We start from the raw sequence: 15,478 nt of genomic DNA, 5'->3' as shown, positions 1-15,478 counted from the left end.
CATCCCCTTCGTGTCATCCCCCTCGTGTCATCCCCTGTGTGCGCTCACAGCGCCTTTCCGGGATTGAGGATCCCCCGCGGGTCGAACGCCTCCTTCAGCCGCCGCTGCACGGCATGCGCCGCGGGCCCGAGCTCCTCGGCCACCCACTGCCGCTTCAGCACACCCACCCCGTGCTCCCCGGTCAGCGTCCCGCCGAGACGCAGCGCCAGCGCGAAGATCTCGCCCGCCGCCTCCCACGCCGCGTCGGGCAGCCGGTCCAGGGACGGGTCCACGACGATGATCGGGTGCAGGTTCCCGTCCGCCGCGTGCGCGATCGTGAAGACGGGCACGTCATGGCGTACGGAAATCGCTGCGATCTCCCGCACCGCCTCCGCCAGACGGGACCGCGGAACCGCGATGTCCTCGATCAGCGGCCGCCCCAGCCGCTCCAGCGCCGGCAGGGCGAGCCTCCGGGCGGCGAGCAGGGCCTCCGCCTCCGCCGGATCGTCGGTGGTCTCGACGGATGTGGCCAGGGGGGCCAGCAGCCGCGCGACCACCGCGGCCTCGGCCGCCGCGCCCGTACCGTCGCACTGCACGACCAGCAGCGCCGCCCCACGCTCCCGCAGCGCCGGATCGATGGCACCCAGCACCGGGCCGTCCACCAGCTCCGCCAGCGCGGGCTCGACACCGGCCCGGCCGATCGCGTACGAGGCCGCGGCGGCCGCCTCGAAGGAAGGGAAGTACGCCGCGACGGTGGCCGTCGCCACCGGCACCGGACGCAGCCGCAGAGTCGCCGACGTGATCACCGCGAGGGTGCCCTCCGAGCCGGTGAGCAGGGCGGTGAGGTCGTAGCCGGTGACGCCCTTGACGGTCCGGCGGCCGGTCCTGAGCACCGTCCCGTCGGCGAGCACCGCCTCCAGGCCCAGCACACTGTCCCGGGTCACTCCGTACTTCGCGCACCGCAGCCCGCCCGCGTTGGTCGCGATGTTCCCGCCGATCGTGGACAGGGCCGCGCTCGCCGGGTCGGGCGCGTAGCGCAACCCGTGCTCGCCCGCCGCCCGGTCCAGGTCGGCGGTGATCACACCGGGTTCGACGACGGCGAGCTGATCGTCCGCCGACAGTTCCAGGATCCGGTTCATCCCGGACAGGTCCAGGACGAGCGAGCCCTCCGGCGCCGAAGCCCCGCCGGACAGGCCGGTGCCCGCACCGCGCGGCACCACCGGCACCCGCAGCTCGTGCGCGTGCCGCAGCGTCACCGTCACGTCCTGCGTGCGCCGGGCGTGCACGACGGCCAACGGCTCGCCGCTCGGCCGGGTGCCGGAGCGGTCGGTGGCGTGCGCCACGAGGGCGGCCGGGTCAGTGGTCAGCCGGTCGGGCGGCAGATCCCGGGCCAACAGGCCCAGGAATCGGGCGGACACGGTCGTCTCGGGTGCGGCCGTCATGGGGTGAGTGCCTTCGTTCCGATCGCGAGCAGGGAGACGTCCTCCTGGGGCGCGTGCACCGGCGCGCACTGGATGTCGCGGAAGTGCCGCTCCAGCGGGTTGCCGCGGGACAGCCCGGGATTGCCCAGCAGCCGTACGGCCAGCTCCACGGCCCGTACGCCGTGCCGGTCGGCCAGCACGCGCGCGCCGAGGGCCTGTTCCGGGGTGTACGAGGCGTCGCCGGTGTCGAGCTTCGCGGCACCGTCGAACACCAGCTGCTCGGCGGTCGCGAGCAGCATCTCGATCTCGCCGGCCGTGCGCCGGAAGCGTTCCGTACGGGCCACCGGATGGCCGAGGTTGGCGGGCACGCGCGCGTGGGCGAAGGTGTGGAAGTACGCCTGTGCGGCACGGGCCACGCCCAAGTAGAGGGCGGCGAGCGGCACATGGAGGGCCGCGCCCGCCCGGTTGTCCTGCTCGGCGGCCGCACCGTACGGGCCGATCCCGATGACGTGCTCGTACGGGACCGCCACCTCGTGGAACGTCACGTCGTGGCTGCCGCTGGCCCGCAGCCCCAACTGGTCCCAGCGCCCTGTGATCTCGATGCCCGGCGAGCCGCCGGGCACCAGGAAGGTGCCCACGCGCGGCTCCGGTTCGTCGGTGTGCGCCCACACCAGGAACCAGTCCAGCCCCTCGGCGCCCGTCACGAACCGCTTGGTGCCGCTCACCGCCCAGCCGTCGGCGGTGCGACGGGCTCGGGTGGCAGGCAAACCGCCTCGAGCCGGCGAGCCCAGGTCGGGCTCCACGCGCGCGTGGTTGATCAGGACCGGGCGCGCGAACGACTCCTTGGCCACGCGCGCGTACAGCTCCTGCGGCCAGTGCGGCTGGGCGGCCTGCCGGGCATGCGTGTTCAACGTCATCGCCGTGATCAGCGCGACGGACGGGTCGAGCCGCCCCAGGGAGTGCAGGATCCGAGCCGTCTCCTCGACGCCCCCGCCCCGGCCGCCGTACCGCTCGCCGATCGTCGCGGTGAGCAGGCCCGACTCGTGCGCGATCCGGAGGGACTCGGCGGGGAAGGCGGCCGAACGGTCGTACTCGGCGGCCAGTTCGGCGATGCGCTCGGTCACTTGGCCTTCTTCACGTCGGTGTTCAGGTCGGAGTCGAGGTCGGCGTTCAGACCGGTGGTCCAGAACGATTTCACGTCCAAGTGTTCCTTCAGCGCCCCGAGTTCGGTGAACACGTCGGCGACCTTCTGCTGCGAGGCGATGGCGTCGTCGCCGACCGTGCGGGCCTGGGTCGGGCGTTGCGCCTGGGCGTCGACGAGGTCCTTCTCGGCCTGGGCGAGGGGTTGGTGGGTGGCGTCGGCGGTGATCTTGGCGAAGCCGTCGAGGTGGCCGTCGCGGACGTACGCGTACGCCTTCGTGATCCGGGCGATCAGATCGGCGGCTGCCGCCTTCTGCTTCGGGTTCTTCAGCACGCTGTCCCGCGCCGACCAGAGGAAGTTGCCGGACAGGATGTCCTTGCCCGAGCCGACCGTGGTCGCGCCCTGCTGATGGGCGGTGATGATCGACGTGCCGTACGAGGCGAAGGCGTCGATGCCGCCGCCGTTGAGGGCGGCGAGCCCGTCGTTCGGCAGGAGCGGCTTGGCGTCGATGTCGGACCACTTCAGGCCCGCCTGCTTCAGCAGCTCGTAGAGGAAGTAGTGGGCGGTGGTGTTCTGGACGTAGCCGACCTTCTTGCCCTTCAGGCCGACGATGTCGGTGACCTTGGAGCCCTTGGGGACGACCACCTCCTGGTTGAGGGTGGCCCCGCGCTGCACCGCGACGACCTTGAAGTTCGGGTCACCGTCGGCGGCGGCGAAGACCGGCGGGATCTCGCTGGATGACGCGAGGTCCAGCGCCCCGGCCCGGATCGCCTGGAGCTGCTGGTCACCGCCCTGGAACTGGCTCCACTTCACCTGGTACGGCGTGTCGTCGAGGCCGGCGTACTTCAGCACCGCCTCCTCGACCTTCCAGCCGGTGGCGCCGACTCTCAAGGTGACCGAGGACGAGGACTCCGCCTCGGCCTCGGTGCCGCAGGCCGCCGCGAACGGCAGGAGCAGGGCGAGCGCGGCGGCGGACGAGCGCAGGGTGCGGGGGAACAACACGGGATCTCCATCAGGCGGCATGGGTGCTGGCGCGGTGGGCGAGCTCCTGCCGCACCAGCGGCAGGACGTGACGGGCGTAGTCGATCGCGTCGCCCAGCGGGTCGTAGCCCCGGATCGACAGCAGGTCGCAGCCGATGTCGACGTAGTCGAGCAGGGCCTTCGCCACCGTCTCGGGGGAACCGACCAGCGCGGTCGAGGCGCCGGCGGCGTTGGTGGCGACCGCGGGCGCGGTCCACAGGCAGCGGTCGTGGACCTCACCCCGGTCGGCGATGTCCAGCAGCCGCTGCGAGCCGACGTTGGCCGGGCGCCCCGTGGTGCGGTAGTGGCGCAGCAACTCGGTGTTCCTCGCCTGGTCCTTGAGCACGCCCAGCGTGCGGTGCGCCTTCTCCCAGGCCAGTTCGTCGGTGGGCGCGATGATCGGACGGAACGACACCCAGATACGGGGACGGGGGCGCCCGGCGGCATCCGCGACCGCGTTCACGGCGGCGATCTGCTCGGCCGTCTCCTTCAGCGGCTCGCCCCACAGCCCGAAGATGTCGCCCTGCTGACCGCCGACCCGGTACGCGTCCTGGGAGGAGCCGCCCACCGAGACCGGGATCAGCCCGTTCACCGGCTTCACATCCGAGTAGTAGCCCTCGAACCTGAAGTGCTTCCCCTCGTGCGAGACGGGCCCGTCGGCCTGCCACACCTTCCTGAGGATCTGGATGTATTCGTCCGAACGCTCGTACCGCTCCGCCTTGCCCAGGTAGTCGCCCTCCCGGCGCTGCTCCTCGTCACTGCCGCCGGAGATGATGTGCACGGTCAGCCGGCCGTCGCTGATCCGGTCCAGCGTGGCGAGGGCGCGGGCGGCATGGGTGGGGAAGACGACGCCCGGCCGGTGGGCGAGAATCGGGCGGATCCGCTCGGTGTGCGTGGCGACGAACTGGGCGATCTGGAAGGCGTCCGGCGAGGCCGAGTGGTACGCGACCAGGGTGTGGTCGAAGCCGCCGTCGTCCAGGGCGCGGGCGTACCTGCGCAGATGGTCGACGTCGAGACCGGTGCGGCTCGCGGCGGCCGGGCCCGACGCGCCCGCGTCCGTGTGGACGGCGCTGATGAACTCGACAGGCATGGTGCTCAACTCCCTTGCTGGCACGGCTACTTGAGGAGGGACGTGTCGGCCGACTCCGCCACGTCGACGTTCGGGTCCAGCACGCCGATCCCGTTCATCAGGTCGGCGACGCCCTGCACCGTCCGGTTGACTTCCGGCGTGACCGGCAGGACCTCGCTGTACGCGGCGGAGGCCAGGGTCTTGGCCACGGAGGCGTCGGCCCCGTTGCGCTGCTCGATGGCCTCGGCGTAGGCGTCCCGGTGGGTGCTCGTCCACTGCAGGGCCGTACCGAGGCGCCGCAGGAAGTCGGCGAGCGCGTCCTTCTTCGACGAGTCGGCGAGTGCCGTCTCGGAAGCGTTGATGAAGCCGATGCCGCTGACCCGACCGTCCCCGCCGTCGACCAGGAGCTTGCCGCCCTGCTCCAGACCGACGGCCTGGTAGACGCCGAAGGTCGCCCAGGCCTTGATCTTGCCGGAGGCGAACGCGGCCTGTGCGTCGGTCGGCAGCAGGTACTGGACCTGAACGTCGTCGTAGCCGAGCCCGTTCTGCTTCAGCACGTTGGCCAGCAGATACTCCGAGACGCTGCCCTTGGCCGAGGACACCACGACCTTCTGGCCCTTGAGGTCCTTCACGCTGTCGATGCCGGAGTCCTTGCGGACGACGATGCCGACGTGCGTGCCGTCGTTCTTGAGGGCGGCGACGTTCTTGACCTTCACTCCGCCGCTGAGCGCCTGCAGCGCCGGCAGGTCGGCGGAGTAGCCGGTGTCGGCGGCGCCCGCCTGTACGGCCTGGTACAGCGGGGCCGCGCCCTCGAACTCGGCCCATTTCACCTTGTACTTGGCGCCGTTGAGGGCGTCGGACGCGGCGACGATCGTCTGGAGCGTCTTGGCCTGGTCGCCGATGGTGAGCGTGACCTGGCCGCCCTTGCCGGCGGCGTCCGCCGAGGAGTCCGCGCCGCAGGCCGTCAGCGCCAGCAGGGCGGTGAGGCTCAGCGCGGCGGTGGCGAGTCTGCGTATCACGAGGGGGTTCCTTCCAGAGTGCGGGTGACGCCGAGCCAGTCGAGGAGACGGGCGCGCAGGGTGACGAAGTCGGGGGTGGTGAGGTCGCGGGGTCGGGGCAGGTCGACGGTGAGCTCGTGGGCGATACGGCCCCCGTCCATCACCAGGACCCGGTCGGCGAGCAGCAGCGCCTCCTCCACGTCATGGGTGACCAGGAGGATCGCGCAGCCGTGCCGCTGCCACAGCTCGGCGACCAGCTGCTGCACCCTGCCCCGGGTCAGCGCGTCGAGGGCGCCGAACGGCTCGTCCAGGAGCAGCAGTTCCGGCTCGCGGACCAGCGCCCTGGCCAGGGAGACGCGCTGGGCCTGGCCACCGGAGAGCGTCTTCGGCCAGACGGTGGCGCGCTCCGCGATGCCGACCTCGTCGAGAGCCTTCTCCGCGAGCGCCCGGTCGGGCCGGCCCGGCAGCCCGAGTACGACATTGCGCCACACCTTCAGCCAGGGCAGCAGCCGCGGCGACTGGAAGGCGGCACTGCGGCGCGCGGGCACCGTCACCTCGCCGCCGATCTCGTCGTCGAGCCCGGCGAGGATCCGCAGCAGCGTCGACTTGCCGCAACCGCTGTGCCCGAGGAGGGCCACGAACTCGCCCTCGCGGATGTCGAGATCGAGGTCGTGCAGGACGGTGTGGCCGTCGAAGGCCCGCGAAAGGCCCCGTATTTCAACGCTGTTGAGCGCCACCGTGCTGTTGGGCGACTCTGTGCCGTTGAGCACATCAGTGCTGTTGGTCATCTCTATACCTCGCCCTCGAAGTTGGCCCGCCAGGTCAGCAGCCGCCGCGACAGGATCCGTACGGCGAAGTCGCAGGCCAGGCCGAGTAGCGCGTACACGGCGAGGCAGAGCACGATGACGTCCGTGCGGAAGTACTGCTGGGCGTTGCTCATCAGGTAGCCGAGTCCCGCGTCGGCGTTGATCTGCTCGGCGAAGACGAGCGCCAGCCAGGCGGTGGACAGCGCGTACCGGAGCCCCACGAGGGCACCGGGCAGTGCGCTCGGCAGGATCACGTACTTGATCAGACCGAGCCTGCCGAGCCCCATCATCCGTGCGGCTTCGACGAGTTGGGCGTCGGTGGAGCGGATGCCGCCGTAGATGTTGAAGTACAGCGGATATGTCACACCGAGCGCGACCAGCGCGATCTTCGGCGTCTCCTCGATGCCGAACCAGACGATGAACAGCGGGATCAGGCCCACCCAGGGGATCGCCCGGAACATGCCCATCGAGGAGTCGATGACGTCCTCGCCGAGCCGGAATAGGCCGGCCAGCAGGGACAGGCTCAGGGCGACGGACGCGCCGATCAGGAAGCCGATGGCGGCACGGCGGCCGGAGGCGGCGATGGCGCCGGGGAGCTCGCCGTTCTCGGTGAGCTCGACGGCCTGCTTCACGACGTCCACGGGGGAGGCCAGCACGGACTCGGGGAGGACGCCGGTGGCCGAGGTCAGGAACCACAGCAGGACGAGGCCGACGGGGCCCGCGGAACGGCGTACGGAACGGGGGACGGTGAGGCGGCGACCGGTCTTCACGGTGCCGCGCAGGGTGACACGGGCGGGGGCGGGCGACTCGGGGGCGGCGGTCTGCGGCGGCAGCACCGCCGTGGCCGGCGATTTCGTCGTCATGGCGGGGGTTCCTTCATGGCGGGGTTTCCTTCGTCAGGACGGCAGCGGGCCGGTCGCGGCCGGGCGGGCGGGATCGGCCGACCAGGCGGACCAGGAGCCGGGAAAGAGCACCGCCTCGAAGCCGGCGATCTCCAGGGCGGCGATCTGGTGGGCGGCGGTGACTCCCGAGCCGCAGTACACCCCGATCCGTGAGGCCCCGGCCGCCCCTTTGTCCTCGAACCGCTTGCGCAGTTCCTCGGGCGGCAGGAAGGTCCCGTCGGCCGCGAGGTTCTCGCCGGTGGGAGCGGAGAGCGCACCGGGGATGTGCCCGGCCCGTGGGTCCACCGGCTCCACCTCGCCGCGGTACCGCTCAGCGGCCCGCGCGTCCAACAGCAGCCCGGACACGGCGAGTTCGGCGGCACCATCCGCGTCGACGGTCGGCAGCGCGCCCTCGTCCAGTACGACGTCGCCGTGCGGCGGGTCGGCCGGGACGCCGGACTCCAGGGGCAGCCCGGCGGATCTCCAGGCGCCGAGCGCTCCGTCGAGGAGCGTCACCCGGGTCAGTCCCGCGTGGCGCAGCAGCCACCAGGCGCGGGCCGCCGCCGTGTTGCCCAAGTCGTCGTGGACCACGACCCGTTGGCCCTGCCGGATGCCCCACCTGCGGGCCGCTTCCTGCAGGTCCTCCGCCCGCGGCAGCGGATGACGTCCGCCTTCCGGGCTCGGCGGCGCGGCCAGCTCCGTGTCGAGATCGACGTAGACCGCACCCGGGATGTGCCCCTCGGCGTAGTGGTCGCGGCCGTGCGGATCGCCCAGCGCCCAGCGGACGTCGAGTACGACCGGGGGCTCGTCGGAGGCGAGCAGCGTACGCAGCTCGGTGACCGTTGTCGTCACGCTCATGCCAGGCCCTCCGCGATCGCGGGCAGCTCGGGGGACAGCCGCAGCCGCTCCAGGAAGAGCACGACGGTCGCGGCGACCGTGCGGTGCAGCGCGTCGTTGAGGACGTCGTGCCGTCCGCCGTCGAACGTCACCGTCCGGACGCCCGCGTGCCCCGCGTACGCCTCCAGCGCCTGCTCGACGGGGCTCACCGGGTCGTCCTTGCCGTGCAGGGCGAGTACGGGAACGCGCACGCGGTCCAGGTGCAGTTCGGGGAGGTCCGGGTTCCCGTCGAGGGCGCCGCGCCGGAAACCGGCGTCGTCGGTGAGGCGCCCCTGGTGGGTGGGGCAGGCGGTGCGGGCCTCGACCTCGGCCTCCCAACTCCCCGCTGACCAGCGGGCGGTGGGCAGACCGGCCAGGATCAGGGCGTCGAGGCTCGCTTCCCGCTCGGCGGCGAGATGGGCGGCGTACCGCGCACCCGTGTCCGAACCGACCAGCACCTTCGGGCCGGGCAGCGACTCGTCGGCGAGCAGTTTCGCCGCCTGTTCGAGCACGGACGGTTCGGTGGTCGGGTCGCCGAGGGCGCGAACCCGGTAGGCGTCGAAAGCGAGGCGACGGCCGAACCGCTCGTACACACCGCCGTGTTCACCTCGTCCGGCCAGCACGATCAACGTGCCGCGCGCGGCGAGGCCTTCGGGTTCGTCCCAGGAGAAGGATGAGGACATGAGGGGGCAGCTCCCGTTTCAGGGCAGGGGACATCCGGGGGAGGGGAGGGGAGAAGAGCAGCCGAAGAGCGCGCCCCGAGGGCGACCGTCACGTGTCAGTGCGGAGACGACAGGAGAGGGGACGACGTGAGCGACTCGGACTACAGGGGGAGACGGCTGGACGTCAGCAACAGCGCGCGCTGCACGCCACGCCGAAGTCGATGACTCGGCGCTGCGTCAGAAGGGCAGCGGAAGCGGTTGCGTGCAGCATGCGCTCATCATGACCGGACGCGGCGGACCACGTCCAACGACGATTCCGCATCGAAACCGATCAGCGATCGCGATCGATCGCCGTGCCGGGCTACTGTCACGGCATGCCCCAACCCGTCCTCGACATCGTGGCCCTGCGCAGCCTGACCGCGATAGCCGACTGCGGCGGCTTCCACCGCGCCGCCCAGACGCTCTCCCTGAGCCAGTCCGCAGTCAGCCAGCATGTGCGCAGACTGGAGAAGACCCTGGGGCGTCCGGTGGTCGAACGCGAGGGCCGTGGCACCCGGTTCACCCCCGAAGGGCGCCTGCTGCTGGAACAGGCTCGCCGGATCCTCGCCGTGCACGACGAGGCCGTACGCACACTGCTCGACGCCGAGGGCGACACCGTCACCGTCGGCTCCACCGAACACGCCGCCGACCAGTTCCTGCCCCGGCTCACCGCCGCGGTCCAGCAGGTACGCCCCGGCTGCCGGGTGCGATTCAGGATCGACCGCTCCGCCCGGCTGGTGGAGGCCGTGGAACGCGGCAGCGTCGATGTCGCGGTCTACGTCACCGAGGCCGCCGCCACCGAGGGCACCCCCGTCGGCGGCCTCCCGCTCACCTGGCACGCCGTCCCCGGCTGGGCACCCCCGCCCGCACCCGCCCCGGTACCGCTGGTCGCCGTCGAGGAACCGTGCGCGATCCGCCGCCGGGCCATCGCCACCCTCGCCAGACACGCAGTGCCCGCCGCGATCGTCGGCGACGCCGGCTACCTCGCGGGCGTCCTCGACATCGCCCGCACCGGCCAGGGCGTGGCCCTGCTCGCCTCGGTCGGTGCCGCGCCGGACGGACTCACCCCGTACGAGGGCCTGCCACCCGTCACTCCGATCCCGATGAGCGCCCTCGCCCGCCCCGGCGCGGACGCGGCGACGACCGAGGCCGCCTTCAGCGCCGTACGGGAACTGCTGCGGCAGGAATGACGGCGGTGGATGGTCCTGCTCGGCACCGCCACCGGAGGCGGCTTCCCATGCCGACGGCAAACTGCCCTCCCGCACCCTGACCCGCCACCCACGGGCCCGGCGGATCCACGCGAGTTCGTGCTCCAGCTGCCCGAGGTCAGCTGCTCAGCATCCGGGCCAGTACGTCGCGCTGCAGCGGTAGGACCTCCGCGTGCAGATCGCGGCCCTTACGGGTGAGGGTGACGAACACACCGCGCCGGTCCTCCGCGCAGACGGAACGCTCCACCAGACCGTCCTTCTCCAGCCGCCCGATGAGCCGGGACAGCGCGCTCTGGCTGAGATGGACCCGTCCGACCAGGTTCTGCACCCGGCACTGCTCGCCCTCCTCGGGCGCCGCGGACGCGAGCATGTCGAGCACCTCGAAGTCGCTCGCGCCCAGGCCGTGCGGGTGCAGCACGCGGTCGATCTCGCACATGGTGCGGGCGTGCACCGACAGGATGTCCCGCCACCGTTCCTCGAGCCCTGCGTCGGCCGTCTTCACTGCCATACCGGCACGGTAGCACCGATCCAGCCAATTGTTGAGCGTGCAATTAGTGCACGCGCAAGCGAAGTGCGACCGACGGCGGGCGATCAGCCGGTCGGGTCCTGGAGGATGCCGACGAGATTGCCGTCGGCGTCCTTCACCGAGGCGATCAGCCTGCCGCCACCGACGTCATGGACGTCCTGGAGCGTCTCGGCGCCCGCTTCCAGCAGGGCCGCCAGGGTCGTCCTGATGTCGTCGACGTGCCAGTAGGGGACCGGACCGGTCATGCCCTTCGCGTGCCCGTTGGGGTCGAGGCCGACGTCCTGTCCGGCGTCCTTGAAGCCGACGTAGTACGGCTCGTCCGCATACGGTTCCGTGCCCAGCAGGGCCCTGAACAGGGCCTTCGTCCCGTCGAGGTCCTTGACGGGGTAGATGATCGTGTTGACTCCGGCAGTCATGGCCTACTCCTGACGTGAAGTGTGCGCCGACGGTTTTCGTCGGTGGTTTCACGCTAGGGCGGGGGAGCGGTGGGCGGCTTCTCGATTCCTGACCGGTCGCACACCGAGGGCGCGCCCACGGCTGGATCGCCGTGCGGCGTGCCCTCGAGGCCCGCTCACGCCGTTACGTCGACTCCCGCTTCACCAGCTCCGTCGGCAGGATCACCGCCGCCGGGTCCTCACCGCCGATCTGCGCGAGCAGCAACCGCACCATCTCGGCGCTGATGCGGTCGTAGGGCTGGCGCACCGTCGTGAGGGCGGGGGTGGCCTCCGTGGCCGCGCTGGAGTCGTCGAAGCCGCCCACGGACACGTCCTCGGGCACCCGGCGGCCTGCCCGGTGGAGCGCCGTCAGGGCGCCCTGTGCCATCAGGTCGGAGGCCACGAACAAGGCGTCCATGTCCGGGGCCTGCGCCAGCAGCCGCTCGGTGCCCGCCTCGCCACTGGCCCGGCTGTAGTCGCCGGAGACGATGAGCGCATCGTCGATCTCGACGCCCGCTTCCGTGAGTACCTCCTTGTAGCCGGCGAGGCGATCGACGCCGCCCGGGGTGTCCAGCGGGCCGCTCACCACGCCGATCCGGCGCCGGCCCAGGGACAGCAGGTGGCGCACCATGTCACGGGCGCCGTCCCGGTCGTCCGCCGCCACGTAACTCACCTTGGAGCCGAGCCCCATGGGCTTGCCGCACTGGACGAGGGGCACCCCCGCCTCGCGCAGTTCGTCGGCCACCGGGTCCCCGGAGTGGCTGGACACCAGCAGCACCCCGTCGACGTGCCCCGCCGTGATGTACCGCGTTATGCGCCGCCGTTCGTCCGGCGTGCCCGCCAGCATCAGCAGCAGCGGGATGTCGTGCGCCGCGAGCGCCTGTGTGCAGCCGCTGAGCAGGACGTTGAAGTTGGGGTCCTCGAAGAACCGCTCCTGCGGCTCGGTCAGCAGGAAGCCGATCGAGTCCGAACGCCCCGTGATCAGCGAGCGGGCGTGCCGGTTGACGACGTAACCCGTCTTGCGGATCGCCGCGTTGACCGCCTCCTGGGCGGTCGGGCTGACGTAGTGCCCGCCGTTGAGCACCCGCGAGACCGTGCCCCGTGAGACTCCGGCCTCGCGCGCCACGTCGTGGATCGTCGGCGGTCTGCGTCGGCCCCCCGTGTTGCTCATGGTCATGACTTTACGGCTCCGGAGAGCAGATCGAGGCTCCAGAACCGCTGGATGACCAGGAAGAGCACCACCAGCGGAATGACCGCGAGGAACGCACCGGTGATCACCAGCGTGTACAGCGCGGGCGTGTTGGCGCCCTGTTCGAGGAGCGTGAACAGACCGAGCGTGATCGGGAACTTCTCGTCGTCGCTGAGCATGATGTACGGCAACAGGAAGTTGTTCCAGATCGCCACGAACTGGAAGAGGAACACCGTCACCATGCCGGGCACCATCATCGGCAGCGAGACCCGGGTGAAGATCCGCCACTCGCTCGCCCCGTCCATGCGGCCCGCCTCGACCACGTCACCGGGGACGGCCGCGGCGGCGTAGATCCGCGAGAGGTAGACGCCGTACGGCGAGAGGATCTGCGGGAGCAGCACCCCCAGGTAGGAGTCCGTCAGGTCGGCCTTCGCCAGCAGCAGGTACTGCGGGATGGCGAGGATGACCGGTGGCATCAGCACACCCGCCAGCAGCACGTTGAAGATCGTCTCGCGGCCGCGGAAGCGGTAGATCGCCAGCGCGTAGCCGCTGAATGCCGACACACACGTCGACAGCAGGGCGCCGAGACCGGCATACAGCGCGGAGTTGCCCATCCACTGCCAGTACACGCCGTCGCGGTAGGCGCTCAGGTCCGAGAAGTTGTCGGCGAAGCCCGTGCCCGGCAGGAAGGTGAACGTGGAGAACAGCTCACTGCCGGACTTGGTCGCCGCGATCACCACCCACGCCACGGGCAGCAGGCAGTAGAGCGCGCCGAAGAGCAGCGTGACCGTGGGGATCAGCGCGATCCGGCGGCGCAGCGGCGGGCGGTTCTGGACGGTGCCGGGCGTGGTGCCGGCGGCCGATTCGGCCTTGCCGACGGCAAGGGAACTCATCGCGCCCCTCCTTGACTGACGTCCTGCTTGTTACGACGGTTCGCGGCCCGCAGGAACCCGAAGGACAGCAGCAGCGTCGCGAGGGCGATGATCGTGGCCTGGGCGGCCGCCGCGTAGATGTCGCCCTTGCCGAAGGCGTCCTGGTACACCTTCATCAGCGGACTCCAGGTCGTGGACACGGAGTTGGTGAGCGGCTTGAGGGTGGTCGGCTCGCTGAACACCTGGAGCGTGGCGATGATCGAGAAGAAGAAGGTCAGCACCAGTGAGGGCGCCACCATCGGGATCTTGATCTTCAGCGCGACCTGCAGCGGTGTGGCACCGTCCAGCTTGGCCGCCTCGTACACCTCGGCCGGGATCGCCTGCAACGAGGTGTAGATGACGATCATGTTGAAGCCGGTGCCGCCCCAGACCGCGATGTTCGACAGGGCGAGGTACAGCGGGCCGCCGTCCAGCAGGTCGGGCTGCGGCATGCCCAGCTTCTCGAGCACGTAGTAGAACGGGCTGACGTCCGGCAGGTACAGAAAGCCCCACAGCAGCGCGGCCACGACGCCGGGGATGGCGTACGGCAGGAAGATCGCGAGCCGGGTGAAGGGCGCGAGCCGCACCTTCTCGGAGTCCAGCATCAGGGCGAACAGCAGGGCGAGGCCCAGCATCACCGGCACCACGATGCAGCCGTAGCCGAGCACGCGCAGCGCGCCGTCGACCAGCTCGTTGTCGGTGAGGGCGTCGGTGTAGTTCTCCAGCCCGGCCCAGACCTCCTTGCGGGCGCCGGCGCCCAGGCCGAGCCCGGAGACCTTCACCTTGTGGAAGCTGAGCCAGATCGCGTACCCGATGGGCAGGGCGAAGAACAGCGCGAAGAGGATCGTTGCGGGGAGGAGGAAGGCATACGGGGCCCCCTTGACCCCGTACGCCCGCCGGCTTGTGCTGGTCACTCGGAGACCTCGAAGCCCTGCTTCTCGAGGTCGGCGACCGTGTCGTCCTGCATGGTCTGCAGGGCGGCGGCGAAGTCCGACTTGTCCTTGGCGGCCTTGCCGAAGGCGTCCTTGAAGGTCGTGTAGGCGACGTTCACGTTCGGGCCCCAGGCCGACGGCGCCGTCGTCTCGGCGATCTCAGCGGCCTTCGTGTAGAAGTCGGGCTGGTTGGAGAAGTAGTCCGGCGGGGTGGTGAAGGCGCCGCTGAGCTGGGCCGACGTGGAGGCCGGGTAGATGCCGCTCTCCTTGGCCAGGGCGTTGAGGGCGTCGCCGTCGGTGTTCAGCCAGGCGGCGAACTTGGCGGCGGCCGCCTTGTTCTTGGAGTCCGTGGTGACGGCGGTGGAGGAGCCGCCCCAGCTGCCCGTGACGTTCTCGGAGTCCGACCACTGGGGGAGCGGCGCCATGGCCCACTTGCCCTTGGTGTCGGGCGCGGCCGTGGTCAGGGTCCCCGGCGCCCACACGGCGCTGACCCAGGCGATCTGCTTGCCGGTGTTGAGCGCCTTGTTCCAGGCCGGGGTGTACATCGGCTGGTTGTCGATGGCGCCCTCCTTGACGAGGTCGCCCCAGAACCCCGCGACCTTCTGCGAGGCCGCGTCGTCGATGCCGACCTTCCACTTGTCGCCGGAGGTCGTCCACCACTTGGCGCCGGCCTGCTGGGCCAGGCCCGCGAAGAGGCCGGAGTCATTGGCGGAGAAGGTGGTCAGGTCCTTGTCCGGGGCCTTCTTCTTCAGCGCGCGGGCGGTCTCGGCGAACTCTTCCCAGGTGGCCGGGACCTTCAGGCCGTACTGCTTGAAGAGGTCCGCGCGGTAGTAGAACATCATCGGCCCGATGTCCTGCGGCACCGCGTAGACCGCGTCCGTGCCCAGCGTGGTCTGCTGCCACACACCCTCGGCGAACTTGTCCTTCGCGTCGCCGACCTCGCTCGCTATGTCCGCGACCGCGTCATTGCTGACCAGCGTGGGCAGCGCCTGGTACTCGGCCTGGACCAGGTCCGGGGCCTTGCCCGCCTTGTGCGCGGTGAGGATCTTGGTGACCAGCGTGTCGCCGGACGCCTGCTTCTTCACCGTGACCGTGATCTGGTCCTTCTTGCCCTGGCCCTTGTTCCACAGGTCGACGACCTTGTCCATGCCGGGCGTCCAGGTCCAGTACGTCAGCGAGACCGGCCCCGACGGGTCCTCGCTCGCGTCTTCGGAGCCGCAGGCGGCGAGGGCGGTGGCGCCGAGGGCGACGGCGACGGACGTAGCTGCACTTCTGACAAAGAGTCGCCGGCGCTTCGTGTTGGGCATGGATCTCTCCCCTGACCTGGGGTCTCCGCCTGGTGCGAAGACCTGCCATGCTTCTGTGAGCGTTCACAGTAGAGAAACA

Annotated in this window: 16 protein-coding genes; 1 reads left to right on the top strand and 15 read right to left on the bottom strand. The window is 70.9% G+C overall.

The window, feature by feature from the left end; all coding sequences use genetic code 11:
• Positions 1–44: 44 nt before the first annotated feature.
• From EHO50_RS11575 to EHO50_RS11535, 9 genes are read right to left on the bottom strand one after another with little or no spacing between them, the layout of a single operon-like run.
• Positions 45–1,421, bottom strand: coding sequence for an FAD-binding oxidoreductase (locus EHO50_RS11575; protein WP_128429810.1), 1,377 nt, complete (start codon positions 1,419–1,421; stop codon positions 45–47).
• On the bottom strand, positions 1,418–2,524 hold the full coding sequence (locus EHO50_RS11570; protein ID WP_128429809.1) for an acyl-CoA dehydrogenase family protein: 1,107 nt from the start codon (positions 2,522–2,524) through the stop codon (positions 1,418–1,420). The genes EHO50_RS11575 and EHO50_RS11570 overlap by 4 nt, the downstream gene beginning before the upstream one ends.
• A complete protein-coding gene (locus tag EHO50_RS11565; protein WP_128429808.1) occupies positions 2,521–3,543 on the bottom strand; it encodes an ABC transporter substrate-binding protein in 1,023 nt (340 codons plus the stop codon). The genes EHO50_RS11570 and EHO50_RS11565 overlap by 4 nt, the downstream gene beginning before the upstream one ends.
• Before the next feature lie 10 nt (positions 3,544–3,553).
• On the bottom strand, positions 3,554–4,651 hold the full coding sequence (locus EHO50_RS11560) for an LLM class flavin-dependent oxidoreductase (protein WP_128429807.1): 1,098 nt from the start codon (positions 4,649–4,651) through the stop codon (positions 3,554–3,556).
• A 26-nt stretch (positions 4,652–4,677) separates the two neighbouring features.
• Complete coding sequence (locus tag EHO50_RS11555) at positions 4,678–5,649, bottom strand: ABC transporter substrate-binding protein (RefSeq protein ID WP_128429806.1); 972 nt, start codon at positions 5,647–5,649, stop codon at positions 4,678–4,680.
• Entirely contained in the window at positions 5,646–6,416 is a 771-nt protein-coding gene (locus tag EHO50_RS11550; protein WP_128429805.1) for an ABC transporter ATP-binding protein, read from the bottom strand. The genes EHO50_RS11555 and EHO50_RS11550 overlap by 4 nt, the downstream gene beginning before the upstream one ends.
• A 2-nt stretch (positions 6,417–6,418) precedes the next feature.
• A complete protein-coding gene (locus tag EHO50_RS11545) occupies positions 6,419–7,297 on the bottom strand; it encodes an ABC transporter permease (protein WP_128429804.1) in 879 nt (292 codons plus the stop codon).
• A 33-nt stretch (positions 7,298–7,330) separates the two neighbouring features.
• Entirely contained in the window at positions 7,331–8,173 is an 843-nt protein-coding gene (locus EHO50_RS11540; RefSeq protein ID WP_128429803.1) for a sulfurtransferase, read from the bottom strand.
• Entirely contained in the window at positions 8,170–8,874 is a 705-nt protein-coding gene (locus EHO50_RS11535) for an alpha/beta hydrolase (RefSeq protein WP_128429802.1), read from the bottom strand. The genes EHO50_RS11540 and EHO50_RS11535 overlap by 4 nt, the downstream gene beginning before the upstream one ends.
• Before the next feature lie 353 nt (positions 8,875–9,227).
• Here EHO50_RS11535 and EHO50_RS11530 point away from each other — a divergent pair, with 353 nt between their 5' ends.
• A complete protein-coding gene (locus EHO50_RS11530) occupies positions 9,228–10,082 on the top strand; it encodes a LysR family transcriptional regulator (protein WP_128429801.1) in 855 nt (284 codons plus the stop codon).
• 136 nt (positions 10,083–10,218) lie between these two features.
• Here EHO50_RS11530 and EHO50_RS11525 read toward each other — a convergent pair whose 3' ends face one another.
• From EHO50_RS11525 to EHO50_RS11500, 6 genes are all read right to left on the bottom strand, one after another.
• Positions 10,219–10,608, bottom strand: coding sequence for a MarR family winged helix-turn-helix transcriptional regulator (locus EHO50_RS11525; protein ID WP_128429800.1), 390 nt, complete (start codon positions 10,606–10,608; stop codon positions 10,219–10,221).
• Positions 10,609–10,691: 83 nt separating this feature from the next.
• Positions 10,692–11,042, bottom strand: coding sequence for a VOC family protein (locus EHO50_RS11520; RefSeq protein ID WP_128429799.1), 351 nt, complete (start codon positions 11,040–11,042; stop codon positions 10,692–10,694).
• A gap of 163 nt (positions 11,043–11,205) precedes the next feature.
• Positions 11,206–12,237, bottom strand: coding sequence for a LacI family DNA-binding transcriptional regulator (locus EHO50_RS11515; protein ID WP_128429798.1), 1,032 nt, complete (start codon positions 12,235–12,237; stop codon positions 11,206–11,208).
• Entirely contained in the window at positions 12,234–13,142 is a 909-nt protein-coding gene (locus tag EHO50_RS11510; protein ID WP_128429797.1) for a carbohydrate ABC transporter permease, read from the bottom strand. The genes EHO50_RS11515 and EHO50_RS11510 overlap by 4 nt, the downstream gene beginning before the upstream one ends.
• The gene (locus tag EHO50_RS11505) at positions 13,139–14,074 is read right to left on the bottom strand and encodes a carbohydrate ABC transporter permease (RefSeq protein ID WP_128429796.1); all 936 of its coding nucleotides are present in this window, start codon (positions 14,072–14,074) and stop codon (positions 13,139–13,141) included. The genes EHO50_RS11510 and EHO50_RS11505 overlap by 4 nt, the downstream gene beginning before the upstream one ends.
• Entirely contained in the window at positions 14,071–15,399 is a 1,329-nt protein-coding gene (locus EHO50_RS11500) for an ABC transporter substrate-binding protein (RefSeq protein WP_128429795.1), read from the bottom strand. The genes EHO50_RS11505 and EHO50_RS11500 overlap by 4 nt, the downstream gene beginning before the upstream one ends.
• Between the last annotated feature and the right edge of the window lie 79 nt (positions 15,400–15,478).

Source organism: Streptomyces cyaneus, from assembly GCF_004028635.1.
Lineage (GTDB): Bacteria > Actinomycetota > Actinomycetes > Streptomycetales > Streptomycetaceae > Streptomyces > Streptomyces cyaneus.
This window is presented reverse-complemented; position numbering and strand designations above follow the sequence as displayed.